This window comes from Pseudomonas sp. MF08875 (assembly GCF_059862525.1).
The window spans coordinates 55,562-81,599 of the sequence record NZ_JCBCUW010000009.1; the positions used below are offsets into that span (position 1 = coordinate 55,562).

The 26,038-nt window shown below is 63.7% G+C and carries 13 protein-coding genes and 1 pseudogene; 5 read left to right on the forward strand and 9 right to left on the reverse strand.

The annotated features are described in order from the left end of the window. Window positions 1-211: 211 nt before the first annotated feature. On the forward strand, window positions 212-6,121 hold the full coding sequence (locus AC19YT_RS07265; protein WP_500610022.1) for a DUF4329 domain-containing protein: 5,910 nt from the start codon (window positions 212-214) through the stop codon (window positions 6,119-6,121). Between the two features lie 139 nt (window positions 6,122-6,260). Then, window positions 6,261-10,880 (forward strand): DUF4329 domain-containing protein, encoded by a 4,620-nt coding sequence (locus AC19YT_RS07270; protein WP_500610023.1) that lies wholly within the window; start codon window positions 6,261-6,263, stop codon window positions 10,878-10,880. 41 nt (window positions 10,881-10,921) lie between these two features. Here the strand turns inward: AC19YT_RS07270 and AC19YT_RS07275 are convergent, their stop codons facing one another. The 6 genes from AC19YT_RS07275 to AC19YT_RS07300 form a co-directional block, all read right to left on the reverse strand. Continuing rightward, window positions 10,922-12,286: a PepSY-associated TM helix domain-containing protein gene (locus tag AC19YT_RS07275; RefSeq protein ID WP_500597708.1), complete on the reverse strand. Its 1,365-nt coding sequence runs from the start codon at window positions 12,284-12,286 to the stop codon at window positions 10,922-10,924. Window positions 12,287-12,409: 123 nt separating this feature from the next. Continuing rightward, window positions 12,410-14,521 carry a TonB-dependent copper receptor gene (locus AC19YT_RS07280; RefSeq protein WP_500610024.1) on the reverse strand — a complete coding sequence of 704 codons (2,112 nt, stop codon included), beginning with the start codon at window positions 14,519-14,521 and terminating at the stop codon, window positions 12,410-12,412. A 93-nt stretch (window positions 14,522-14,614) separates the two neighbouring features. Then, the gene (locus AC19YT_RS07285) at window positions 14,615-15,061 is read right to left on the reverse strand and encodes a DUF2946 domain-containing protein (protein WP_500610025.1); all 447 of its coding nucleotides are present in this window, start codon (window positions 15,059-15,061) and stop codon (window positions 14,615-14,617) included. An 18-nt stretch (window positions 15,062-15,079) separates the two neighbouring features. Further along, entirely contained in the window at window positions 15,080-15,559 is a 480-nt protein-coding gene (locus AC19YT_RS07290; protein ID WP_095109429.1) for a copper chaperone PCu(A)C, read from the reverse strand. Between the two features lie 48 nt (window positions 15,560-15,607). Further along, a complete protein-coding gene (locus AC19YT_RS07295) occupies window positions 15,608-16,009 on the reverse strand; it encodes a DUF2946 domain-containing protein (RefSeq protein ID WP_095109430.1) in 402 nt (133 codons plus the stop codon). A 97-nt stretch (window positions 16,010-16,106) separates the two neighbouring features. Beyond that, window positions 16,107-16,478: a PilZ domain-containing protein gene (locus AC19YT_RS07300; RefSeq protein WP_095109431.1), complete on the reverse strand. Its 372-nt coding sequence runs from the start codon at window positions 16,476-16,478 to the stop codon at window positions 16,107-16,109. Window positions 16,479-16,639: 161 nt separating this feature from the next. Between AC19YT_RS07300 and AC19YT_RS07305 the strand changes: the two genes are divergently transcribed. The 3 genes from AC19YT_RS07305 to yjiA all read left to right on the forward strand — a co-directional run bounded on the left by AC19YT_RS07305 (window position 16,640) and on the right by yjiA (window position 20,034). Further along, window positions 16,640-18,706 carry a carbon starvation CstA family protein gene (locus tag AC19YT_RS07305; RefSeq protein WP_095109432.1) on the forward strand — a complete coding sequence of 689 codons (2,067 nt, stop codon included), beginning with the start codon at window positions 16,640-16,642 and terminating at the stop codon, window positions 18,704-18,706. A 14-nt stretch (window positions 18,707-18,720) separates the two neighbouring features. Further along, window positions 18,721-18,918 carry a YbdD/YjiX family protein gene (locus AC19YT_RS07310; protein WP_003182142.1) on the forward strand — a complete coding sequence of 66 codons (198 nt, stop codon included), beginning with the start codon at window positions 18,721-18,723 and terminating at the stop codon, window positions 18,916-18,918. 153 nt (window positions 18,919-19,071) lie between these two features. Continuing rightward, a complete protein-coding gene (gene yjiA, locus AC19YT_RS07315; protein ID WP_095109433.1) occupies window positions 19,072-20,034 on the forward strand; it encodes a GTPase in 963 nt (320 codons plus the stop codon). A gap of 38 nt (window positions 20,035-20,072) precedes the next feature. On the opposite strand, the gene AC19YT_RS07320 is transcribed toward yjiA, so the two are convergent. From AC19YT_RS07320 to AC19YT_RS07330, 3 genes and pseudogenes are all read right to left on the reverse strand, one after another. Next, window positions 20,073-20,630, reverse strand: a complete 558-nt coding sequence (locus tag AC19YT_RS07320) for a hypothetical protein (RefSeq protein ID WP_095109434.1) — start codon at window positions 20,628-20,630, stop codon at window positions 20,073-20,075. A gap of 182 nt (window positions 20,631-20,812) precedes the next feature. Beyond that, window positions 20,813-22,066, reverse strand: a complete 1,254-nt coding sequence (gene glyA / locus AC19YT_RS07325) for a serine hydroxymethyltransferase (protein WP_095109435.1) — start codon at window positions 22,064-22,066, stop codon at window positions 20,813-20,815. 183 nt (window positions 22,067-22,249) lie between these two features. Beyond that, window positions 22,250-25,417 (reverse strand): annotated as a pseudogene (locus AC19YT_RS07330) (sensor domain-containing protein); the annotation flags it as partial. Window positions 25,418-26,038 lie beyond the last annotated feature (621 nt).

Below are 26,038 nucleotides of genomic sequence, written 5' to 3' on the forward strand. Positions count from 1 at the left end.
AGGGCTGTGCCTGAATGGCCGGGGGCGGTGTTTGACGGGGTTTGGCCCGTGGTGTGGCGCGGGCATGCACCAATTGGGGGCCTTTGGCGAGGCGGGGTGCGTGGCGGCGCGCCGCGATGGTGCCGGCGCACTAACTATGTAAAGTCATGGCCGGCGGCAAACGCCTGAAGATGGGGGCTGGCGTCATCCCTCATATTTTTCAGGTGCACTTATGGATAAGGATTTTTCACCCCAGCAACAGGCCACTGCCGCCTATCGAGCCGTATTGCCCCCGCTCAGCCCGGCGTTTGCCAACGCCGACGATGCGGCGCGTTACGCCCATGAACAGGTGGGTGACAGGCGCGATGTCGAATATGGCAGCGTCATCTTGCAACGGCTTTCGGACAAGTTTTTTTTTGCCAGCGAACCCTTTGCCGGGAGCGACACGGGGTTTCACTTTCTCTCGATCCTGGAACAAGAGCCCAATGGTTTTTATGCGCACCCGGCGGGTTATCGCATCGTTGGCAGTTTCCACTCCCACCCCAATATCGAACACGTACCGGGCCTGGAGCCGACGTGGCCGGCGCAGCGTAAAGCGGCTTTTGTCAGCTTTTTTTCTGAGGCAGATGTGGTGGTCAACTATGAGGAGCGCGCGCTGTTTTTGGCCGCCTATCTCAGCGGGCCGGATGGGGCTCTGCTCAAGTACGTGCCCAGTGGTTCGGGCAAAGAACGCCTGCTCGTCGAGTGGCTCAAAACCGGCAATCGGCTCTTGGCGCAGCATGGGCACGATGGCTCCTTCGAGGGCTATTACGGCTTTGCGAGGAAAGTCGCTTCGGTGGGCACCTTGACGTTCCTGGCCTCCAGCCAGGCCTGGGGCGGCAGCGTGGGTGAGGTGCCCAGCGATTGGGAGCCGATGAAGCCGTTTGAAGCGCCAGTGTTGCAACCGGCATTTGGCCCCGTGTTCGACACGCTCGCTCGGGTGCGCGACCACGCCCAGGCCGGCATGGCCCGCGGGCCCGGTGGCCGGCAAGTGGTGTTCGTGCTCAGGGCCGTGGACCAGGAGGCGTATATCGCGACCGTGCCCTTTGTGCTGCCCTCGGCGCAGTTTTCCCTGCAAGGGCTGTTTCCCAGCCGCCCCGACGGCAGGCCCAGGCTGCCCTCAGGTTATCGCCTGGAGGCTATCTACTATCGTCCCGATGCGGCCGCGGCGCCCAAACCGGCCACCTGGGCGTGGCTACTGGACAACTTCTTTACGCCCCAGGAGTTGGCGGCTGCCATCACCCAGTCGCGCACCGACACTTACCTGCAAGACCAGGCCCGTGGGTTGAGCCTGTATGTGCAGGCACCGGGGCATGCGTTGCTGCACTACCGGTTTTGCGGCTCGCCGGCGGAAACCGCGCTCATGGCCGGTGAGGGCCAGCCCTTGCAGCAAGCCTTGGAGGACGGCAGCCTGAGCCCGGTGGATTTTGTCCGCCAGGTTGCCGCTGCCGGTGAACTGGTCGTGGTGGAAACGGGGGACGTCTGGGAACGTCCCGGCGCGGTGAGCCAGGACTGGCAGCCCTTCGAGCGCCTGCATGAAGCCCTCAGCCCCGCGTTCTTGAGTGCCGACGATGCAGCGCGCCACGCCCACTATCAGTTGGCGGGCAAGCGCGGCCAGAACCATTTCAGCTATGTGCTGCAACACACCGATGGCACTTTTTGCGTCACGCGGCCCGTACCGCTGACCCAGGACAACGACTTCTGGGGCGCGCCATTCAGGGAGGGTATTTCGCAAGCCATCATGGAGCAGTTGGGCTATCGCTATGCCGCTTACTTCTACGGCTCGCGCGACCATTACAAAGAGATCCAGGCCAAATACCCCACCTGGTCGAATGAGCGCATCCACCTGAACATGAGCATGCTCAGGTTTGGCGATGCCCAAGCGGTGATCGAGGCCAGGGCCGGTATCACTGGGGTCTATCATTCGGCCCCGGATGGCTCGCTGGTCAAATACCTGCGCACGGGCAGCGAGCCGGAGCAGGTGTTCGGCCGCTGGTTGGCCCGCACCTTGGCCGGTGATGCCACGGCCCATCTGGCCTTGGGGGCGATCGATCTGTCGGTCGAGTCGTTCGTCGCGAAAATGGCGGGGTTGGGCGCGCTGACGGTGGTGCTGTCCAGTGTGGCGTGGAAGGATTCGGTGGGCAGGCTGCCTACCACATGGGCGGCTTATGCACCTTTTGTCTCCGCTGCCGCCCGCGAGCCGATACTGAGCTGGCTGTTCCAGGATCGAGAAACCGCCGCCCGCTATGCCCATGACCAGATGCTCGAAAATCCCGGCGCCAGGCAGGTGGCGTTTGTGCTCAAGCAGGCGCAGGCCGAGGCGTATGTGGTCAGTGATCCGTTGGTGATCGCTGCCACGCCCGCGACGCTGCCCCTGTTCAGCCCCGCCCGGGCCTTTGCCACCGATGATCGCGGCCAGCCGGAATTACCCCGTGGGTTTGGGTTGGAGGCGGTCTGTCATTTACTGCTGCCTGACGATGAGGCCTGCACCCGGGAGAAGTGGCTGTACCGCCAGTTTGTCTCGCCCCTGGAATTTGCCCAGGCCATCGCCCAGGCCAGGGCCGGCCTGCCCGAAACCTTCGCCCACTACATCAGTACCCGCGACGGCGCGCAGTTGCGCTATGTGTTTGGCGCGACGCCCCTGGAAGACCAGATGCATGCGCTTTCGCCCGAAGGCGTGGTCAGTGACGGCGGGGATGCCGACGCGTTGCAGGCTGGCACCCTGAGCCCTACCGAGTTCGTCCGGCGCGTGGCGGCGGCGGGGCATTTGCAGGTAATGCGCAGCAGCACCCTGTGGGATGTGGAGGGCCGGGTGACCCTCGACTGGCAGCCTTTTGCCCGGTATCGAAGGCCGGTGCTGGGGCCGGTGTTTATCACCGCCGACGACGCCGCGCGCTACGCCCACCAGCAAATCGGCGCCCGCCGCGACGAGGGGTTTGCCGGCGCGATTCTCAACCTTGGCGCCGAGCGCTATGCCGCCACCGAGCCAACCCCCAGCACCAAGCCGCGCTTTAGCCTGGATGCCATTTACCCTCTCGACGAGCAGGGCGTGCCCATCGTGCTCAACGAGGGCGCGCACCTGCACGCCTTGTACGCCTCGCGCTGGCCAGGTGATATCTCGGGGGCTTTTTGGGCGCCCGAGCAGAACCAGGTGGCCGCGCAAATGTTCAATGACGGCGATATCTACCAGGCGACGTTGATTCGAGAGCTGGTGCCACGGGTGTACCTGTCTGGCGACCCGCAGGTGCTGCTGGCTTACCAGGGGTTTGGCACCGCCCCGCAACGGGCGTTGTTCGCCCGGGTCAAACCGACCCCGGGCGATAGCCTGCTGTACCAGGACCTGGTGGCCGGCCGGATGGTGCCCAGTGACGTGGTCTCGCTGTTGGCCACCAGTGGGGAGTTGACCGTGGTGCAGGGCAACCGCCTGTGGGGCGCACCGGGTAAGGTGCAGTCGGACTGGATACCCTTTTTGGGCATTGACCTGGCCACCGTGGCCGAGCCGCCGGCCATGGGCCCGGTGTTCGCCAGCGCCCAGGCGGCCCTCGAACATGCTTGTGCGCGCCAGCGCACCCGTTATGGTGGCGCGGCGACGGGGTTGGGGGTAATCCTCAGGGCCGTCGACAAAGAAGAGTACGTGGCCACGGCCATGTTCCCCGCCGCGCAGGCTGACGCGCTCTATCGGGCCTGCGACAGTAGTTCGCGGCAACTGCGCGATGACTTCCTGATCCATGGCCTGTATTGCGCAACGCACTGGCTGCCTAATGCCAGCGGGGTGTTGCAGACGCTAATGGGCCGCCATTTTGCGTCGGCGGCGGATATGTTCGCCGGGTTGTTCAGCGCCAACGGTATGCAGCGTAACCGCGATATTTCAGGGTTGCGCTTGTATGTGGCGCCCCTGGATGGCGCCCTGCTGATGTACCAGCCCCAGGCGCGCCTGGCGCTATTCAATGAGGAAAGCGGCGACGCTGGCCCGAAGGGGCTCCAGGCTCGCTTGGACGGTGGCGCGCTGTCGTTCGAGGGCTACATCGCCCAGTTCGCTGCGGCCGGCCAACTGACGGTGCTGACCACCAGCGACTACTGGGACGAAGAGGGCCGGGTAGGGGTGGATTGGCAACCGTACCTGAGCCTGCAACGCCGCCACCTGGGGCCGGCATTTGTCTGGCAGGACGATGCGGCGCGCTATGCACACGCCCGTTGGGCCCAGCGTACCGACAAGGTGTATGGCGGGTTGATCCTGCGGCGCAACGATGGTTTGTTCGTGGCCACCGAGCCGTTGGTGATGGCGGTGGAAAATTTCGACCCCGGTTGGGTACGGCTGAACAAACTGGTGGCCAGCGGGCAGTTTCTGGGGGGGAGCCAGATCGTCGCGCGCTATCACTCGGCGGCGGTGCTGGAGCCGGATTTCCCTCTGTCACACCACGAGTGCGCGGTTTACCAGGGGATGTTCCCTACCGAGTTCCTGCACGGCGCGTTGACCCGCGAAGACTTGCCCCTGGCGCCGATCCCGCGCACCGAATATCGCTTTTGCGCCGACGGTGCCCTGCTGGCGTTCTTCACCAGTGACAACACCCGGGAAACGGCCCTGTTGTATCTGCTCTCGGCGGCTGGCGAACCTACCCTGCACCTCAAGAACAACCAGGCCGAAGCGCAGATGCGTGCCGGCACCCTTGCCCCCAGCGAGTTTGTGCGGCGCCTGGGGCGGGCGGGCCACCTGCGGGTACTGGCAGGCAGCCCGCTATGGGGCGTGCCGCGCATCCCGGCCGACTGGGCGCCCTTTGCACCCGCGAGCGACGGCCCGGCGACACTCGACTCACCCTTGAGCCCGGTGTTCACGCAAATGGAAGACGCGGTGCGCCACGCCCATCGCGTGGCGCCACGGGCGGGCTTGAGCTTTGGCTTCGTTCTTAAGTCGGCCAAAGCCGAGCAGTACCTGGCGTCCCTGCCGCTGGCGGCGGGCAACGCCGCTGCCTTGAGCCTGGAACGGGTGTTCATCGAAGGACGGCTGCCCCAGGGCTATGGCGTCAAGGGTGTTTACCTGTGCACTGGCAAAGTGCAGAAGGACACGGCGCAGGAAGTGGCCGAACACTTCTTCTCCCCTCAGGCCCTCAACCTCGGCCTGGTGGCCAGTAAGGTTTACGGCAACGGTAACGGCGAGGCCGAGAGCCCCGCCCAGCCCAGCCATTTGCCTTTGTATTTATCCTGCGCCGACAACGCCCTGTTGAAGTACGAGCCGGTGGCGCCCCAGGTGCTGTGGAACGGCCCCCAGGGTGCCTTGCAGTACCAGCAACTGCTGACGCTGGGAGGCTTTACCCCCCTCGACTATGTGCGCAAGGTGGCCGCAGCCGGCAAGTTGCAGGTACTGGGCGGCAGTGATTTCTGGTTTCACACCACGGTGGTGTCCCAGCACTGGAACCCCTACATCGGCTCGGGTGAGTGGTTTGCCAGTGACCATCGCTTCGCCCTCAGCCCGGTGTTCTCCCACCTCGACGACGCCGCCCGCTATGCCCAGCGCCTGGTCGGGCCGTTCCAGGGCGAGGAATACACCGGCGCGGCCCTGGAGCGTCGGCAGGGGCAATCGATCGTCTATGTGGCAGTGGACCCGTTGGAGGTGCGCGAGGGGGATGCACGCTACACCGAGCTGTTCTACTCCGGGGCCGGTGGGGCAATCGCGCCGGTTAACGTCCCGGGTGCCGACCCGTTGCCGCTGCCGGTGTTTCCCGAGGGCTACCTGTTGGCCGCCGTGCATCATTTCTACAAAACCATGAATAGCCTCGAACAGGACGTGGACGCGCTGGACCGCCGATTGATGAACAACCTGCCGCTGGCCGACATTCCCTTTAGTGCTCAGGTGCTGGAAAAGAGCGCGGTCGCCGGTGCCAGTGTGTATTTCTCCTGCCGTGGTGGTGGGCTGCTCAAGCTCATGCCCGGCTTCACTGCCAAGGAAAAGGCCCTGTTCTTGGAGCCCTGGGGGCCCCGGCCGGCGGGCATGCTCACCCGGCTGGTCGCCGTCAGCCCGTTGTGGGTGCTGGATGCCGATGCCTTCTGGCTGCGCCCGGGCAAGCTGACCACCGGTTGGCGTAACCAGGTGCAAAGGCCTCGTTGAGTGGCTCGGCGTGGCCCCGGGGAAAAATAGATAAGTATCCCTGGGCCACGCCTGGGGTCTTTGAGAATGGCGGGACGCTCCCGATGGCCTGAGTCGGTTCAGGCACATCGGCCCTCCACCCTTGGACCCGAGGTCATGTATGCAAGACCATCTACCGCGAGAAAAACGCGCCGCCGTGGCGGCTCCTGTCACGTTGCCGCCCTTGAGCCCGCCATTCATTCGAGAGGAAGACGCCGCCTACTGGGCGCACCGCCAGATTGGCGCCAAGCGCGAAAAGGAATATGGCGGCGTCATCCTCAGTGCGGACAACCGCTTTTACGCCACCACCCCGATTGTCGGCAAAGAGCTCACCTTCAGTTTGAGAACGGTGCTTAACGTGGACGCGCAGCACCGCTTGCTGGCGCCACCGGGCTATGCCTTGGTGGCCTTTTACCATTCCCATCCCGCGTCCCATGAATTGGTGCAACAGACCAACCCCGGGTTACCCAGCCAGTACATCAAGCCGCATATCAACTTCTTCTCGGGTTATGACTTTGTGTTCATTGTCCAGAACAGGTTGCAGTTCCCCCATGCGTATCTGTCCGGCCCCGATGATTCGCTCATCAGCTACGCCCCCAGCGGCTCGCAGGCTGAGCATCAGTTGGCGCAATGGATAGACGCCGGTCGCCCGCCCAACGACCCTGCGGGCATCTACGAGCCGCCCGATAAAGTGATTGAAAAAATGGCCTCCCTGGGCACCTTGAAATTCCTTATTCCTTGCCCTGTATGGGGCGGTTGGGTGGGCCAGGCGACGGCGGATTGGCGGGTATTTGAAACGCCCGAGGCGCCGGTTACCAGCGATTTGCCTCTGTTCACCCACACCTGCCCGCGCCCCGGCGACGCGGTGACGGCGGCGCTGGCGAATGCGGGCGAAGGCCTGCAATGGGGTTATGTGCTCAAGTACCTCAAAAGTGACCAGTACATCGCCACCCAGCCCATTGCCGCGGGCAGTGAGACATTTGCCCCTGCCAACCTGTTTCCGGCCAGGGCCGACGGCGGCCTTCGATTGGCGTCGCAGTTTCGCCTGCACGGCATCTACTACCGCTCGCGGCCCGAACCGCGGGACTTCCCACCTATCGAAGCATGGTTGTACATCAGCTTTTTCGCCCCGGCCCAACTGACCGCGGCCATGACTCAAAGGGTCGCCACCCAGGCACTGCAAGTGCCGGACGAGGCGCTGACGCTGTACGTGGCGCCTTCGGACGGTTCGCTGCTGAGCTTCAAACTGCCGCCGGCCGGTGCCGCGCAGCCTTTGTTTGACCGGGACGCACAGGGTCATTTCACCGACAACGGTGCCCAGGCTGCGATGCAGGCTGGCCAGTTGACGCCCCGCGACTATGTGCGCCGCTTGATGGGCGTGGGCCAGTTGCAGGTGGAGCAACGCGGTGCGTTGTGGCGCGAGGAAGGAATGATGACGGACGGCCAAGCGATACTGGCCGGTACCCTGGCGCCTGTGTTGCAAGGCCCCTTCCTATCGGCCGACGATGCGGCGATGCATGCCCATGAATCGGTGGGCAGGTACCGCGACCGCTTTTATGGCGGCTACATCCTGCGCAATGGCGACAACCAGTATTTCGCCACCCAATTGTTGGCCAGTGACAGCGACCCGTTCGCCTCGCCCCTGTTCTTCCCGGTGGGGGGCAAAGGGCCGCTGGTGCCTCCCCAGGGCTATGGCATTTATGCCCGCGTGGGCGTGCACCCCCTCCCCGCAGCGGCCAACCCGGACCGGATAGCGCGCTGGCAATGGTCGCAGGAGGATGCCGTGCTCGACCCGCAGCTGTTTTCCGAGGCCCAGGTGCTGTCGATCATCGGCGGCCAGGCAACGGCGTACTTGAGTGGGGCCCACGACAGCCTGATTCGCTTCACGCGCAGCCCCGACGCCAGCACCCTTAACGCGTTGCACCGCCGTTTGCTCAAGGCCAACGGTGGCAACGCTCAGCTCCCGGTGCGCGGCTTCAAGCCCCAGGAGTTGGTGCGCCAATTGGTGCGCGTCGGCGAGTTATGGGTGATCCGCGGCAACCCCGTGTGGGGTGAACGCGGCCGGGTGGAGGAGGATTGGCGCGCAGGTCGCCCGGTCCCGGGCCGAGAGCTGTTGCGCCCGGCTATCCTGGGGCGGGTGTGCGAGAGTGCCGAGGCCGCCGCCAGCGAAGCCCTCGTGCGTCTTGAAGGTTGGCGCCCGAGCGCCGGCCGGTATTTTGCCTTTGTTCTGAAGCACCGCCGCGAAGAGGGGCGGTACGTGGCCACCGAGTGGGTCACGGTGACCGGGCGCAACCATATGTTTTCGCTGCAAAGCCTGTTCGATGTGCAAGGCCCAGGTACCCACCGCAGCGGGGACTACCGTTTTCCGGGTGAGTATCAGCTCCACGGGTTGTGCTACTTCCAGCCCGGTACCGCCTCCGGGCTGAGGGACCCTGAAACCTGGTTGCAGAACTTTTTCCTGCGGCCTTCGGTGTTGCTGGATGTACTGTACGAAGCTCGGCGTAGGGCGGCGGGGCAGTCCCCCAGCGGTTTGCCGGTATTTGTCGCGACCCAGGACGGTGCATTGTTGCGCTTTGACCAGAACTTGGCCGCCTCGACGCAGGTCATCAGCCTGGCCGAAGTCACGGTGAAGCTCAAAAGCGGCGAGCTGACCGCTGCCGGTTTTGTGCGCGAGGTGGCGAGCAAGCTGGCCCTCAAGGTGCTGGTCAAGGGCCAGTGCTGGGATCGCGAGGGCGACGTCACCGTGCACTGGACACCCTATGCCGACTACCTGCGGCGCTGGCTCGGCCCGGGTTTCAAGCACGTCGACGACGCGGCACGGCATGCCGGGCGCATGATCGGGCGGGAACGCTCGCGGATCTATGGCGGCTACATCCTGCAGCGCCAGAGCGACGGCCTGTTCTTTGCCACCGAACCGCTGGCCAGCAATTGCGAGCTCTTTGACGAGACCTGGGTGTTTCCCATCAAAGAGGGGGGCGAGACCTTCCCGGAAAACTTCAAGATTGCCGCGCGCTACTGCTCCCGGCTGCGGCCCGTGCCAGCGGTGAACCTGCCCGAGGTGGAGCGTGAGCTGTACATCAACCTGTTCTCGGCGCAGCGTGTGGCGAGCCTGTTTCACCAGGACGCCCGTGACCGGCGTAGCGAGTACCTGTTTTGCCCCGATGGCAGCCTCTTGAACCTCACGCTCGACGGGCGGGCCGAGGAGGCCTTGCTCAAAGCGCGGCTATCACCCACCGCCGGGGCAGGGCACGGCCCCTGGGGCAATCGGGTCGCGCAGCAGTTGGACAGCGGCATGCTCAAACCGGCCGACTGGGTCCGCGAATTGGCTGGCGCTGCCCAGCTCCAGGTGTTGCGAGCCAGCCCGGTGTGGGGCCCGCCGCGCATCGTTGACAAAAACTTCGTGCCTCGGGCGAGCATCCCCCTGCCGCTGGATATCGTTCAGGCCAGCCAGGAGCCGGTGTTCAGCCCGCTGTTCATGCAGGCCGATGATGCGGTGCGCTATGCCCTGGAGTCTCTGGGCGAACGCGAGTGGTTGCAGGGCGGCTATCTCCTGCGGGTCACCGCCAGCGACCAGTACATGGTGACGCTGCCCCTGGCGCGACAGAACTTCACCCACTTGCATCAGGTGTTCCCCCAGGGCGCGGTGCCGCATGGCTGCGAACTGGCGGGGTTCTATTTCGCCGCGCCGGACCAGAGCATCACGGGCGTCGATGACCCGCTGCACAACAGCTTTGTGCGGCCCGTCAGGGTCGTCCAGGGCCTGCGCATTTGCGCGCCTGCGGCCGCTGGCCCATACCTGCCGCTGTACCTGTCCTTTGCCGACGGTGCCTTGCTCAAGTACCGTTTCGACGGTGACTCCACGGTATTGGCCGGAATCGGTGCGCTGGAAGAGCGGTTGCAGCAGAGCCGCCTGCAGCTGTTGGAGCTGGTCCACCTGCTGGGGATTAAGGGCCAGTTGCAGATCCTGCTGCCCAGCGCCGCCTGGGACGGCTATGGCCTGGTGACGGCCGATTGGCTGCCGGGCGAGCGGCGCAGTGTCAAGGCACTGCCCAGGACCGACTTTGTCATGGGGCCGGTGTTCAATGACGCGGATGATGCGGTGCTGTATTGCTCGCGCATCTTCAAGGGCAGCCCCCAGGGCCAGTACCTGAGTGCCATCCGCCTGCGGCGCTACCGCGTGGGCGAGGAGTTTTACTCCTATACCGCGCCGATGGTGGAAGTGGAGTTTCGCGCCAGTGCTTCCTCGATACTCGGGTTCTTCCTGCGCAAGCAGTCCGGGCTGGAACGTATTTACCCGCAGGGCACCCAGATGGTGGCGGCGTATCAGTTGTTCCGCTCCGCCGAGGAGTACCCGCCAGCGCCGGGCGAAGAGGGGCTGCGCCGCAACTTTGCGTCTTGGCGCAACGTTGACCTGTACACCCACGGCCGTGATCGGGAGGAGGGTGGTCAGCTCGATATGTATTACTTGTCCACCCTTGATGGGGCGCTTATCAAGTTCACCCCCGACTACACCCGTGCCGAGGATCAGGTGCTGATGGAACATCGGCAGTGGACGCCAGGCAGCAACCCGGCCAAAGTCCCGCGTATTTCAGAGGTGCTGTCGCTGCTGGCTGGCCGCCAGCAACTGCGGGTGCTCCGGGCCGGGTCGTTCTGGAGTCGGCGCGGGCTGATATCCCAGGACCTCAAGCTAAAACTGTCCCAGCCCTGGGACGAGCCCATCCGCGACCGCGATGAACTCTAACCTGTAGCAAGCGGGGCTGCCCGCTTGCTACGACGGCGGCGTCAGGACTGGGCGCGGTTCCAGCGTGAGAGCAGGAGGCGGTCCAGCACCCAGAGGGCGATCAGCGAGGCGCCCACCAGCGGGAAGATCAGCGCCAGGGCCAGCATGATGGCCATGGCGCTTTTCCATTTCGGCAAGTCGTGGCGCAGTGGCGGCACACCCAGGCGCCCTTGGGGCCGGCGCTTCCACCAGATCACCACGCCGCTCACCGCGCTGAGCAGGATCATCAGGCAAATCAGCAGCACGATGATCTGGTTGAGCGCACCGAACATCTTGCCTTCATGCAGCATCACCCCCAGCTCCGTGGCGCGGGCGACGGGGCCGTAGTCGTGCCAGCGCACATCGGCCAGGACCCGGCCGGTGTATTGGTCCACATGCAAGGTGGCGTCGTTGCGCGGGTCATCGGCGAACACGGCAAGGGTGAACACGCCGCTGGCGGTGGTGGGGAAGGTGATGCTGTAGCCCGGCTCCACGCGGCGCGCGGTGGCGATGTCCTGCACCTGTTGCAGGCTCACGGTGGGCGCGGCCGGGGCGGTTTCGCCGGCGCCGTGGGCCCTGTGTTCGGCGTGGTCGCCGGACATCGGCATCGGCGTGTTTTCCATGGCCCAGGGCACGGTTTGGCGGGTGGCGGTGTTGAGTTCGCGGGCCTGTTGGTCGGAGGTGGGCACGTCGGTCCACATCGCCACCGGGAAGCGGTTCCACAGCTCGGCGTACTGCTTGCCCCAGAACCCGGTCCAGGTCATGCCGCTGAGCAGCATCACCAGCAGCAGGGACGCGCCCCAGAACCCGGTGACTGCGTGCAGGTCGCGCCACAGTAGGCGGCCACGGCTGTTCAGGCGTGGCCACAACACCCCCGCCGAAGACTGGCCGCGCGGCCACCACAGGTACAGGCCCGACACCACGAGCACGATGCCCCAACCGGCGGCCAGTTCCACCAGGCGATCGCCCAGGGTGCCGATCATCAGCTCGCCATGGATCGCCCGTGCCACGGCTTGCAGGTTGTACTTGGCGTCCTGCTCGCCCAGCACTTGGGCGCGATAGGGGTCGACGAACACGTTCAATTCGCGGCCAGCGTCGTGCACCACGAACTGCCCGCTGCGCTCGGCGTTAATGGGCGGCAGGTACTGGCTGACGTGGCCCTGGGGGTAGGCGCTGCGCACGGCGCGCAGTTGTTCGTCGGCGCTGGCCAGGTGCTGCCCGGGCTGGACCTTGAGCAGGTCGGCGTACAGCAGCGGGTCGAGCTGGGGCTTGAACAGGTAGATGATCCCGGTCAGGGCCAGCATCACCATGAACGGGGCGACAAACAGCCCGGCGTAGAAATGCCAGCGCCAGGCCAGGTTGTAGAAGGAAATCTTGGGTTGACTCATCAGGGTGCTCCGCAAGGGCATGGATCTTTTTTTAATCGGTGGTGGGGCTGTCGCGGGCGAGCCCGCTCCCACCGTTGGGGTGCATTGCCCCTGTGGGAGCGGGCTTGCCCGCGATGCTTTTGCCTAGAAACTCATATCCACCTTGGTCCAGAAGGTACGGCCCGGTTCGTTGAGGGCCTGTGGGTCGTTGGCCGGGTAGCCGAACCCGGCGTTGCCCGCCAGGTTCAGGTGCTCGGCGTAGGCCTGGCCGAAGAGGTTGTCCACCCCGGTGCTGACCTTGAACTGCTTGTTGATGCGGTAGGCGCCGTTGAGGGAGAACACGCCAAAGCCTGAGCTTTTATCGTAATCCTTGCCCACCACGTTGCCTTTGTTCTGGTCGATGCGGTTTTGCGCCGCGACCACGCGCCACAAGGCCCCGGCGCTCCAGGTGTCCTGGCTGTAGGTCAGGCCGAAGCGGGCATCGAGCGGCGGCATCTGTGGCAGGGCCGAGCCGTCACTGCTGTTTTTGCCCCAGGCGTAGGCCAGGGTGGCGTCGGCTTTCCAGTTGGGCGTCAGCTTGTAGGCCGCGCCCAGTTCACCGCCCATGATCCGCGCGTCGATGTTCTCGGCCCGCGAGGTCATGCCCATCATGCCGCGGGTGTAGTCGAACAGGATGTAGTCGCGCACCTGGCCGATGTAGCCCGAGGCCCAGGCTTCGAGGTCGGCGCTTTTGTATTGCAGGCCGAAGTCGAGCTGGGTGGTTTTTTCCGGCTTGACCGCATCGAACGCGTTCACCGAACCGGCCGGGCCTTTGTTGGGCGAGAACAGCTCCCAGTAGTCGGGGAAGCGCTGGGCGTGGCCGAGGCCTGCGTAGAGGGTAGTGGGGCTGTCCTCCAGGTCGTGCTCAAAGCGCACGAAGCCGCTGGGCAGCGTGTCGGCGCGGGTTTCGTCGGCGGTGGGGTTGGGTCGGGTCATCCCTTCGGACTTTAGGGTCTGGCGGAAATCCTTGGCGCTGGCGCGGTCCAGGCGTGCGCCGCTGATGAGGCGGTCACGGTCGGCGGCGTACCAGGTCAGTTCGCCGAACACGCCGTAGTTGTGGAAGTCGGCGTCTTTGTCGCGGGGCAGGTTCTTGTAGGTGTCGATGCCGCTGGCGGCGCGCTTGCGGTGTTCGTTGGTCTGGGCGTCGAGGCCGCCGATCAACTGCACGTCGGCCCAGCGCCAGGTGGCTTTGATGCGTGCGCCGAGGGTGCGGCGGTCGACGTTGGAGGCCATGGGCCCGGCCATCATGCCGGTGCCGGACGGGGTGCGCAGGCTGTAGTTGTCCATCACGTGGTCAGCGTAGTTGTAGTAGACCTGGGCTTCGACCTTGTCCAGCACCTCACCGAGGTTGGACTTCTCGAAACGCAGGCCCAGGCTTTCGCGCAGGAACTGCGAGCCGTCCATGCCGCGCCCGGCGTAGCGTGCCTCGCCGTCACCGCGCCCGGCGGTGAGCTCCAGCAGGGTGTCGGCGTCGGGGGTCCAGCCCAGGGCGACGTCGCCGTTCCATTTGTCGTAGCGCGATTCGACGGTGTCGTTGTTGCCGTCCTTGTAGTCGTCGGAGTGGGCTTGGTTGCCGACCACCCGCACGTAGCCCAAAGGCCCGCCGGCAGCGGCATCGACCACTTTGTCGAAGCGCCCGTTGGAGCCGGCAAGGATGCTGGCGTTCACCCGCGTGCCCAGTTCGCCGAAGCTTTCGGGCTGGCGGTCGAACAGCACGGTGCCGGCCGAGGCGCCGGGGCCCCAGAGCACGGTTTGCGGGCCTTTAATCACGGTCAATTGGTCGTAGGTTTCCGGGGAAATGTACGAGGTCGGCGCGTCCATGCGCCCCGGGCAGGCACCGAGCATCATGCTGCCGTTGGTGAGGATGTTCAGGCGCGAGCCGAACATGCCGCGCAGCACCGGGTCGCCGTTGGTGCCGCCGTTGCGCACCAGGGCAAAGCCGGGGATGGTCTTGAGGTAGTCGCCGCCATCGCTGGCCGGCACCGGTTGGCGCGGGTCTTTGGGGTTGGTGACCACGGTCAGGGGCGAGCTTTGGGCGATGGCGGTAATCACCGTGGGGCTCAGTTCGGTGGCCGGGTGCAGGTGCTCATCGTGTTCGCCGGCCAGGGCCCAGGGCGCCAGCAGGGTGCCGCAGAACAGCGCAATGGCCTGGGTCAAGCGCAGGCGCGGGTGATTGAGGGCGAAGCGGTTGCGTGTGTCAGCAGAAAACCTGGACATAGAGGTTCCATCGAGTCAGTCGTAAACAACACACGGCCAGCAGCCTGCGGCTGTCTTTTCTACAGTCGGCCGGGTGATAAGTGGGTTTTGGGTTTACGCGACGATGGGTGGGGCGCGGCTGCGGGCGCCGGGAAACACGGCCTGCCGGGCATGGCCCAGGCGCGGTGCGGGGGTGGTGACAGCCAGGGGGGGAGGGCTGTCGAAAAGGTTGAAGGCGATGCTGCCGGGTAGCGCGGGGCAGTTGTAGAGCAGGCCACAGTAGCCGCACTTCTCCCACAACATCTGCGGCTGGGCGGGGGATTTGGCGGGGGCGTGGTGCGTGGCGGTGGCGTCGTGGCAGGCCGGGTCTTGCGCGGCCATATCCATGCCCTGATGCGCGGGCATGGGCATGGCGTGATTCATCGGCATCGCTTGGGAAATCAGCGGCCCGATGAAAATCATCAGCATGGCGAACAGGCTGATCCAACTGCCGCGCCGGACCCTCAGGGAGTCGTGGCGCGCAGGGGATCGCCCGGCACGAGGCGTGCGCACGGTGTTCATGCGGCTATCGGCGTTGGCTTACTGGGCGTGGACGTGTTCGCCGCTGCCGGCGGGCGCCTGCTTCTGCACGGCGACATCGACCGTGACCTCGCCGGCCTTCTCGAAGCGCAGGGTCAGCGGGAAACGCTTGCCGTCGGCCAGCAGGCTGCGGTCCTTCAATTCCAACAGCATCACGTGGTAGGCCATGGGGGCGAAGGTCACCTCGCCGCCGGCGGGGATCACCACGTTGGGCACCTGCTGCATTTTCATCAGGTCGCCCTGCTTCACGTGTTCGTGCAGTTCAGCCTTGGCGGAAATGGGCGAGGTCACGCTTAGGAGGCGGTCGGCGTTCTTGCCGTTGTTGTGGATGACGAAATAGGCCGCCACGGTGGGGGCGTTGGGCGGCAGCTCCTGGGACCACGGGTGGGCGATGTGCAGTTCGCCGCTGGTGTACTCGTGGGCATGGGCAAAGCAGGCAGGCAGCAACAGGGCGGCCATCAACAGGGTTTTCTTCAACATGTCGGTACTCCGGGACGATTCAGGACGCAGGATGGTTGCGAGGTTGAATCAGGCCAGCGGAGAGGCGCGCGGATTGAGGCTGGGCCATTGCTGGCGCGGCGTGGGGCTGGAAAGCAGGGTGGGCGCCGGGCCCTGGGCGGGCTCCAAACGGGTGACGTGCAATTGCGGCACATGCCCGGGCAGAGCCACCAGCGGCGGCGATCCGGAGCAGCACCAGCAGTGCTGCATGTTGGAGTGGTCGTCGTTCTGTGGGGCCTTTTGCTCCAGGCTGCCCAACGACATCGCCACCATTTTGGTGCCACTGGAGGAGCAGAAGCTGCCCCACATCACTTGCTCGCTGGCCGCGCCGCTGGCGCTTTGCGCCATGGCCCCGGAAATCGGCATGGCGAGCAGGTTGAACAGCACTGCTAGGCAGGCGATCCAGGCAAGTGCTAGCCGTTGTCGGGGCATGGGTGGGATCCAGTGAGGTGGACGTTCAAGCGCGCTATTTAGCCTGATCGGCCCGGATAAGTAAAAAGCCCGCCTGCGGTGTGGTGTCGCAGCGCGCTCAGGGGATATCGATCAACGCACCCAGCTCGCGCTCCAACTCCTGCGGGTCGCCCAGGTTCAGCTCGACGAGGCGGCGCAGGTGGCTGATGGACGCAAGGTCGATGTGCTCGCACACAAAACCCAATTGCCCGTGGTCGTCGTGGGCCAGGCGTACGCGCATGTGCACGGGGGTGTCGGGGGCGAGGTGGATATCGACGTCGAAGGCTTCGCCAGGGTCGCCCTGCCAGGGTTGCGGGCGCTGGATCAACAGGCCTTTGAGGGATAGGTCGAGCAATTGCACGCTCCAGGTGCGAGCCTGCTGGCGCAGTTCGGTCCTGGCATTAAAGGCGATACGCTTGAAGCGGCGGCGATCTGCGGCATTTTCGCTCATGGCCCAACCCTCTGGATGTGGGAAGACTATAGACCAGCCGCTTATTTGTGGTTTTTTCCCACAAATGAAGGCTCAAGACCAAAGCAGGGGGCTGGCCTTTAAGGCCGGCCGCGCTAAACTCCGAGGGCTGTCTTTCTGTCCACCCTGGCTGGAATAAAAAAATGAAAAACAATAATAGCCTGCTACGCCACATACCCTGGCTGCTGCTGGCAATCGTCGGAGCGTGCGCCCTTGGCGTCGTGGCCTTGCGCCGAGGCGAGGCGATCAACGCCTTGTGGATCGTGGTCGCGGCAGTGGCCATCTACTTGGTCGCCTATCGTTACTACAGCCTGTTCATCGCCAACAACGTGATGCAACTGGACCCCCGGCGGGCTACCCCCGCAGTGCTCAACAATGACGGTCTGGACTATGTGCCGACCAACAAACACATTCTTTTCGGGCACCACTTCGCTGCCATCGCTGGCGCGGGGCCGCTGGTGGGCCCGGTACTGGCCGCGCAAATGGGCTACCTGCCCGGCACGCTGTGGCTGATCGCCGGCGTGGTGCTGGCCGGTGCAGTGCAGGATTTCATGATCCTGTTCCTCTCCACCCGCCGTAACGGCCGTTCCCTGGGGGATATGGTGCGTGAGGAAATGGGCCGCATCCCGGGCACCATTGCCCTGTTTGGCTGCTTCCTCATCATGATTATCATCCTCGCGGTGCTGGCGCTGATCGTGGTCAAGGCCCTGGCCGAGAGCCCGTGGGGCATCTTCACGGTGATGGCGACCATCCCGATCGCGATGTTCATGGGCATCTACATGCGCTACATCCGCCCGGGCCGCATCGGCGAAATCTCGATCATCGGCGTGCTGTTGCTGCTGGGTTCTATCTGGCTGGGCGGGCAGATCGCCGCTGATCCGGTGTGGGCCAAGGCCTTCACCTTCACTGGCATCCAGATCACCTGGATGCTGATCGGCTACGGTTTCGTCGCCGCAGTATTACCGGTGTGGCTGATCCTGGCCCCGCGTGACTACCTCTCCACCTTCCTCAAGATCGGCACCATCATCGCCCTGGCCATCGGCATCCTGGTGACCATGCCCGACCTGAAAATGCCGGCATTGACCCAGTTCATCGACGGCACCGGGCCGGTATGGAAGGGCGGGCTGTTCCCGTTCCTGTTCATCACCATCGCCTGTGGCGCGGTGTCGGGCTTCCACGCGTTGATCTCTTCGGGCACCACGCCCAAGCTGTTGGCCAACGAAGCGCACTCGCGCTACATCGGCTATGGCGGCATGTTGATGGAGTCCTTCGTGGCCATCATGGCCATGGTTGCCGCGTCGGTGATCGAGCCGGGCGTGTACTTCGCCATGAACAGCCCGGCCGCGATTGTCGGCTCGGACGTGGTCAGCGTGGCGCAAACCGTCAGCAGTTGGGGCTTTGCCATTACCCCCGAAGCGCTGCAAGCGGTGGCCAATGACATCGGTGAAACCACCATCCTGGCCCGTGCCGGTGGCGCGCCAACCCTGGCGGTCGGTATCGCGCAGATCCTGCACAGTGTCCTGCCGGGTGAAAACACCATGGCATTCTGGTACCACTTTGCGATTCTGTTCGAGGCACTGTTCATCCTGACCGCCGTGGACGCAGGCACCCGTGCCGGGCGTTTCATGCTCCAGGACTTGCTCGGCTCCTTTGTGCCAGCGCTCAAACGCACCGAATCCTGGACCGCCAACCTGATCGCCACCGCCGGTTGTGTGGCGATGTGGGGCTACCTGCTGTACCAAGGCGTGATCGACCCTCTGGGCGGGATCAATACCTTGTGGCCGCTGTTCGGCATCTCCAATCAGATGCTGGCGGGTATCGCGCTGATGCTGGCCACGGTTGTGCTGATTAAGATGAAACGCCAACGCTACATCTGGGTGACCATGCTGCCGGCTGTGTGGCTGCTGATCTGCACCACCACCGCAGGCTTCATCAAGCTGTTCGACGCCAACCCGGCGATCGGCTTCCTGTCGCTGGCCAAGAAGTACAGCGATGCCCTTGCCAACGGCCAGATCCTGGCCCCGGCCAAGAGCATCGACCAGATGCAGCACGTGATCTACAACGCCTACACCAACGCCACGCTCACGGCGCTGTTTTTGGCGGTGGTCTTCAGCATCCTGTTCTATGCGCTCAAGGTCGGCATTGCTGCCTGGGGCAACAAGGAGCGCACGGATAAAGAGTCGCCGTTCCAGGCCGTGCCGGATGCGTAAGCGAGGAATGCGCCATGTTCAATGACCTGAGTCGCCTCGGTAAGTACCTCGGTCAGGCCGCGCGCCTGATGGTCGGCATGCCCGACTACGACAACTACGTCGAGCATATGCAGACCAAACACCCGGACAAACCGATGATGGACTACGAGGCGTTCTTTCGCGAACGCCAGGAAGCCCGTTACGGGGGCAAGGGTGGGCCCAAGTGCTGCTGACCCGCTAGCCGGGTCGATGTAACCCCTTGTGGGAGCGTGCCTGCCGCGATGGCGGACTGTCAGCCAACAGCGATGTTGAATCTGGCACCACCATTGCGGGCAGGCCCGCTCCCACATTTGTTTTGTTCCTTGCGTTATTCAGGAGAACTGCTTTTGTCCTCTCCCATCCCCGTTACCGTCCTCAGCGGCTTTCTCGGCGCCGGCAAAACTACGTTGTTGCGCCACCTACTCAAGGCCGAGCACGGCTTGAAAATCGCCGTGATCGAAAACGAATTCAGTGACGCCGGCATTGATACTCAGTTGTTGGGTGATGAGCCGGTACAAGTCATGACCCTGTCCAATGGTTGCGTGTGCTGCACCATCCACACCGACCTGACCAAAGCCCTGTTCCTGCTGCTCGAGCGCCTGGACAGTGGCGAGATCGCCTTCGATCGCCTGGTGATCGAATGCACCGGGCTGGCCGACCCGGCGCCCGTGGCCCAGACGTTTTTCATCGATGAAGAACTGCGCGAGCGCTACATCCTCGACGGCATCATCACCCTGGTGGACGCCGCGCATGCCGAATTCCACCTGACCCAGACCATCGCCCAGGCGCAGGTCGGCTTTGCCGACCGGTTGTTGGTGAGCAAGCGCGACCTGGTGGACGAGCAGGCCTTCACCGCCCTGAGCGAGCGCCTGACCCGGATCAACCGCCGGGCGCCGATCCGGGTGGTCGAGCATGGCCGGATCGACCTGGCCGAGTTGCTGGACGTGCGCGGGTTCAACCTCAACGCTGACCTGGGCGGTGGCCTGAACCTGCGGCCAGTGGCTAAGGCCGCGGCCACCGACCGGATCTGCAGCCTGGTGCTGCGCACCGACAAACCGCTGGATATCGACCGGCTCAGCGAATTCATGAACCAACTGCTGGAAGACCACGGCAAACAACTGCTGCGTTACAAAGGCGTGCTGAACATTGGCGGTGAGGCGCGGCGCCTGGTGTTCCAAGGCGTATTGAAACTCTACGGCTTCGATTGGGATACCGAGTGGGCCGAAGATGCAGTGCGCGAAAGTGTCATTGTGTTCATCGGCGACGATTTGCCCCACGAAAAAATAAAGAAAGCTTTCGAGCAACTCTGAAAAACTCGCCTGCCCACAGCAGGCGGCTTTTATATCGATCAAACTTCGTCCGGGTCGCTGATATACGGGGTATTGCGCTCAAGTATCTTCATGCGCCAAGTCAGTTGGGTGCCGTATTCGCCAATGAAGTGATGCACTCTATTTATTTTCGAGAACTTGTTGTTAAGCCCCAAGGGGGCGCCTGCACGGGTTTGGATACGCACGTCCACTTGGTCGGACTGAATGTCGTCCAACGTAATAATGTTGCCGTCCAAGTCCAGAAAGTTAAACGTTGTGGTGTCTCTACCCGCCGCAGGCAGGGCGGCGAACTTGTCATGCTGGTTCTTGCTGATGACCTTGCCGTAGTAAGGGCCTGGAGTGCGGTTGTAGAAGGTGTAGTAGTCGTCTTCATTGCGGCAGTAGAACACCAGGGGCGGGTTCACGTTGACCGCGATCATGGTCAGCACATTGGAGACATCGCGGACTTCCGTGGCGATGGAAGGCGTATCGTAGTGCAGGACGGTGACTTTTTCGTTGAAGGTCTGACCTGGAAAGTGCAGCCAGGAGCCGTTGACGGTGAACGTTGCGAGGAATGATTTGTTTCGGCTGGTACTCATGGTTCTCAAATCCTTTTGAGAGTGTTTAGGAGAAGTGCACTTTTGAGGTTAGTCGAAGGGGTGACGGTGTTTGCACAAGTCTGTTTTTGGATGTTTCCCCTTACATTCGCCACTCAACGTTCAGACGAAAAAAAGCCCGGTCATAAGACCGGGCTTTTTAGTGCCGCGTAGTAACGGGGCGATTAAGCGCCGTATACCGGCAGCTTGGCGCAGATGGCTTTGACCTTCTCACGTACCGCGTCGATCACGGTTTCGTTGTTCAGGTCGGCCAGGATGTCGCAGATCCAGCCAGCCAGCTCCTTGCACTCGGTTTCCTTGAAGCCGCGAGTGGTCACGGCGGGTGTGCCGAAGCGCAGGCCCGAGGTGACGAACGGCGAGCGTGGGTCGTTAGGCACCGAGTTTTTGTTCACGGTGATGAACGCCTTGCCCAGTGCGGCATCGGCGTCTTTGCCGGAGATGTCCTGCTTGATGAGCGACAGCAGGAACAGGTGGTTTTCAGTACCGCCGGAAACTACGTCGAAACCGCGCTCGATGAACACGCTGGCCATGGCCTGGGCGTTCTTGATGACCTGTTGTTGGTAGGCCTTGAACTCAGGCTGCAGTGCTTCCTTGAAGCAGATGGCCTTGGCGGCGATCACGTGCTCCAGTGGGCCGCCCTGGGAACCAGGGAACACCGCGGAGTTGAGCTTTTTCTCGATGTCGGCGTTGGCGCGCGCCAGGATCAGGCCGCCACGTGGGCCGCGCAGGGTCTTGTGGGTGGTGGTGGTGACCACGTCGGCGAACGGTACCGGGTTCGGGTACACGCCAGCGGCGACCAGGCCGGCCACGTGGGCCATGTCGACGAACAGGTAGGCGCCTACCTTGTCGGCGATTTCACGGAAGCGTGGGAAATCGAGGATCTGGGAGTAGGCGGAGAAACCAGCCACGATCATTTTTGGCTTGTGTTCCAGGGCCAGGCGCTCGACTTCGTCGTAGTCGATCAGGCCATCGGCGTTGATGCCGTACTGGATGGCGTTGTACAGCTTGCCCGAGGAAGAAACGCTGGCACCGTGGGTCAGGTGACCGCCGTGGGCCAGGCTCATGCCCAGAATGGTGTCGCCGGCCGAGAGCAGGGCCAGGTACACGGCGCTGTTGGCTTGGGAACCGGCGTGTGGCTGGACGTTGGCGTAATCGGCGCCGAACAGCTCCTTGGCACGGTCGATGGCCAGTTGCTCAACCACGTCGACGTACTCGCAACCACCGTAGTAGCGCTTGCCCGGATAACCTTCGGCGTACTTGTTGGTCAGGGCCGAGCCTTGAGCTTCCATCACCGCTGGGCTGGCATAGTTTTCCGAAGCGATCAGCTCGATGTGTTCTTCCTGGCGCTGAGCTTCTTGCTCCATGGCGGCAAAAAGATCGGCGTCGAACTTGGCAATAGTCAAATCACGGCTGAACATGGCGGTCCTCAAGGATCGGGGGCAGAAAAGAGGGGCATTCTAACCCATGCGCTTTTAGAAGGGATATGAAACGCGATCAGGTTGTGGGAGAGCGAGCTTCAAGTGGGGAGCTACAAGCGGCAAGTTAAAGCCAACGCGCTACTGCTTGCCGCTTGTCGCTTTAAGCTTGCCGCGCTCTTGCTGTCAGTCGAACAGGAAGAGCGCATCGTTGCTGAATTGGGCTTCGAAACGGTTGGCCGGCATCGGGCGGCCGAACAGGTAGCCCTGCACTTCGTCGCAGCCGTGTTCGCGCAGGAAGTCCAGTTGCTCGTGGGTCTCCACGCCTTCGGCGATCACCGCCAGGTTCAGGCTGTGGGCCATGGCGATAATGGCGCGGGCGATCTGGGCGTCCTGTTCGCCGCAGGGCAGGCCATCGACGAAGGTGCGGTCGATTTTCAGCACGTCGATGGGGAACTGCTTCAGGTAGTTGAGCGAGGAGTAGCCCGTGCCGAAGTCGTCCACCGCGATGCTCAGGCCCAGGTTCTTCAGGCTGGCGAGGATTTGCAGGGCTTCGCTGACTTCGCGCATCAGGATGCTTTCGGTCAGTTCCAGCTCCAGGCACGCCGGCGGTAGGCCGGTGTCCCTGAGGATGTTGGCGATGCGGGTGCCCAGTTGGCCGTCGGAGAACTGCCGTGCCGAGATGTTCACCGAGACTTTCGGCACGCGCACCTTCGCCTGGTGCCAGGCTTTGAGCTGGCGGCAGGCTTCGGCGATGACCCAGTCGCCCACATCCACCACTAGGCCCAGCTCTTCGAGCACCGGGATGAAGTCCCCCGGCGGTACCAGCCCACGCCGTGGATGGCGCCAGCGCAGCAGGGCTTCGGCGCGGGTCAGGCGTTTGCCGTCGCCGCTGAACTGGGGTTGGTAATAAAGGACGAATTCGTTCTGGTCCAGGGCGTGGCGCAGGTCGCTTTCCAGCTCCAGGCGTTCCAGGGCGCTGGCGTTCATGTCGGCCTGGTAGAACTGGAAGTTGTTCTTGCCGCGTTCCTTGGCGTGGTACATGGCGGTGTCGGCGTTCTTCATCAACTGGCTCAGCTCGTTGCCGTCCTGGGGGCTCAGGGCGATGCCGATACTGGCGGTGACGAAGAACTCGCGGCCTTCAAGGACGAAGGGTTTGACCAGGCTGGCGAGGATTTGCTCGGCGACGTGGATGGCGCGGTTGAGGGCCATTTCGCGGCTGGCACGCGGTTGCAGGAGCAGGGTGAATTCGTCGCCGCCCATGCGCGCCACGGTGTCGTCATCGTCAACGCAGCCGAGCAGGCGCGTGGCCATTTCCTTGAGCATACGGTCGCCGGCCGCGTGGCCGAGGGAATCGTTGATTGGCTTGAAGCGGTCCAGGTCGAGGAACATCAGCACCACCCACGACTTCTGCCGCTCGGCCGATTGCAGCGCGGTGTGCAGGCGATCCTGGAACAGCGTGCGGTTGGGCAGGTGGGTCAGGGCGTCGTAGTAGGCCAGGCGATGGATGCGCTGCTCGCTGGCCTTGCGCTCGCTGATGTCGCTGAAAAAACACACATAGCTGGCCAGGTCGCCTTCGTCGTCCAGTACCGCGGTGATGCCGACCCAGGCCGGGTAGTGCTCGCCGTTGCGGCGCTTGAGCCAGACCTCGCCTTCCCAGGTGCTGTGCTGGTGCAGTTGCTTGAGCACATAGCGCAGGTGGGCTTCCTGTTGGTCGTCGACGGTGAGCATGTTGGGCAACTGGTCGAGCACTTGCGCCACCGCATAACCGCTGACGCGGCTGAAGGCCTCGTTGGCCTGCACGATATAGCCGGCCGGGTCGGTGATGAGGATCGCCGAGGTGGAATGCTCGAACACCGTGGCCGCCATGCGCAGGTCTTTTTCCGCGCGGCGCTGCTGGCTGATGTCGCGGCCCACCCCCAACACCCCCTCGAACGCACCGTGTTCGTCCCACACCAGCACCAGGCGCAACTCGATGGGGATCTTGCGCCCGTCGGCGCGCAGGCAGTCGAACAGGAACAACTGGGTCTGCACCTGGTCGCGCAGTTGGGCCAGTTGCTCGGGTTTGTCCAGGGCTTTGCTGACGCGATCCATCAGGCTGTAGATGCCGCTCAGTTGCTGGGGGTTGGCGATGGTCGATTGCCAGCCATTCTGGAAGATCCAGTCCACGGCAAAGCCCAGTACGGCTTGCACCGAAGGGCTGACGTAGTTAAGCGAGAGTTTGTTGTCGGTGGAGAAAATCACGTCGCTGATGCTCTCGGCGAGCATGCGATAGCGCTGCTCGCTGTCGCGCAGTGACTCGCTGGCTTCGATCTGGTCGGTGATGTCCTTGGCCACGCCAATGATGCGCGTGACCTGGTTGTGACGGTCGCGGGCCAGGGCCTGCTCGCGGACCTCGAAGCGCCGCCATTGGTTGTTGCGGTGGCGAAAACGCAACTGGCATTGCAGCAATTGCGCGTAGCCGCTGCGGCGCTGTTCCTGGCGGGCGAGGTGGTAGAGGTCGGCGTCTTCGGGGTGCAGCAGGATCTCCCAGAAGTACTCGCCCATCTGCTGCAACTCGGTCTTGTTGTAGCCCAAGGTCTGGCCCAGGTGATGGTTGCTGAAAATCATCCGCTGGCTGACGACGTCCTGCACGTAGAGGTGATCGGGCACGGTGCGCACCACGTCGGACCAGAAGCCTTCGCGTTCCACCAGCGACAACTCGATCAGCTTGCGGCTGGTGATGTCGCTGATGCTCAGGATCACCGCTTGGTAGTCGCTGCGCTCGCGGGGCAGGCGCAGCACCAGCCACAGATGCTGGTCGTTGCCCTGGGCGTCCTTGAGCTTGATTTCCAGCTCCAGTTGCTGCTGTTGCTCCAGCACCGCTTCAAGCAATTGATTGCCGATGGCATTGCCCACCTGCGGGTCGCCGGCAATCAACAGGCTCCAGGCGTCTTCGCAGGAACTGACGTTGAGCAATTGCAGGGCGACCTGGTTGACCTCGGTGATGCGCAGCTCTTGCAGCAAATACTGGCGCTGGCCCGGTTGGCCTTGCAGCCATTGGCGCAGTTCGTCGCCGGTTTGCAGGTGGCTGTTATTAAAGAAAGCCTTGAGCCCGGACAGGTCCAGCACGCACAAAGCCACGCCCGTGCCTTCAAAAATGTCCTGGTAGCGGCGCCGGCCCTCATGCAACTGGCGCTGGCGGCGGCGCATGTTGAGCAGGGCGACAAGCGGTAGTAGAGAGAACGCCAGCCCTAGCAGGCATTTGCCGATAAACGCCGGCAGTAGTTGCTCGACCACCGCTTGCTCATCAAACAACCCGCGCAGTTGCCAGTCGCTTTTACCCAGGGGTACCACCAGCACGCTGTCTTCGAGGGCTTCGGGGGGCAGGACCTGGTTGTGCGCCGCCGCCAGGTTGGGGCTTTGCCCGATGATCTGTTGGGTCAGTTGGTTTTCCAGCGCCCATTGGGCCGAGGCCGGGTGTTCGCCGCTCTTGCCCAGGCCTTGCACGAAGCGAGGGGCCAAACGCAGCGCCCAGTAGCCTTTGCTGTCGCCGCTGGGTTGGTGCAACAGCAGGTACGCCACCGAGCCATCCGCCGCGCTGCCGTAGAAGTAGCGTTGGGCGCGGCTGCGTTGGGTCATCTGCGCCAGCCATGGGTGGTCGCCGCTGGCGGCGGCGCTGTCGCTGCGCACTTGGCCTTCGCTGTCGAGCAGGGCCAGGCTGCGCAGGTCGGGCAGCGAGCGCTGGAGTTTGGCCAGCAGCGCCTGCAGTTCATCGGATGAGCGGGGTTGTTCGACGATCGGTAGCAGATTCAGGGCGATCTGCGCGTTCAGCGCCATGTTCAGGCTGATGTGGTCGGCCTGATCTGCGCTGTAGTCGATGGTGTACTGGCGTTCGTGTTGCTGGGTTTGCTTGAGCTGGTCGAGCAGTTGCCAGAACAGCAGGGCCAACAGCAACAAGACCATGGTTGCCAGTGCGCCCTTGATGGTGCCGCG

Bases quoted from the DNA above. Each gene is read 5' to 3' on its own strand.
- AC19YT_RS07265 (WP_500610022.1), top strand. From the start codon at position 212: ATGGATAAGGATTTTTCACCCCAGCAACAGGCCACTGCCGCCTATCGA.
- AC19YT_RS07270 (WP_500610023.1), top strand. From the start codon at position 6,261: ATGCAAGACCATCTACCGCGAGAAAAACGCGCCGCCGTGGCGGCTCCT.
- AC19YT_RS07275 (WP_500597708.1), bottom strand. From the start codon at position 12,286: ATGAGTCAACCCAAGATTTCCTTCTACAACCTGGCCTGGCGCTGGCAT.
- AC19YT_RS07280 (WP_500610024.1), bottom strand. From the start codon at position 14,521: ATGTCCAGGTTTTCTGCTGACACACGCAACCGCTTCGCCCTCAATCAC.
- AC19YT_RS07285 (WP_500610025.1), bottom strand. From the start codon at position 15,061: ATGAACACCGTGCGCACGCCTCGTGCCGGGCGATCCCCTGCGCGCCAC.
- AC19YT_RS07290 (WP_095109429.1), bottom strand. From the start codon at position 15,559: ATGTTGAAGAAAACCCTGTTGATGGCCGCCCTGTTGCTGCCTGCCTGC.
- AC19YT_RS07295 (WP_095109430.1), bottom strand. From the start codon at position 16,009: ATGCCCCGACAACGGCTAGCACTTGCCTGGATCGCCTGCCTAGCAGTG.
- AC19YT_RS07300 (WP_095109431.1), bottom strand. From the start codon at position 16,478: ATGAGCGAAAATGCCGCAGATCGCCGCCGCTTCAAGCGTATCGCCTTT.
- AC19YT_RS07305 (WP_095109432.1), top strand. From the start codon at position 16,640: ATGAAAAACAATAATAGCCTGCTACGCCACATACCCTGGCTGCTGCTG.
- AC19YT_RS07310 (WP_003182142.1), top strand. From the start codon at position 18,721: ATGTTCAATGACCTGAGTCGCCTCGGTAAGTACCTCGGTCAGGCCGCG.
- AC19YT_RS07320 (WP_095109434.1), bottom strand. From the start codon at position 20,630: ATGAGTACCAGCCGAAACAAATCATTCCTCGCAACGTTCACCGTCAAC.
- glyA (WP_095109435.1), bottom strand. From the start codon at position 22,066: ATGTTCAGCCGTGATTTGACTATTGCCAAGTTCGACGCCGATCTTTTT.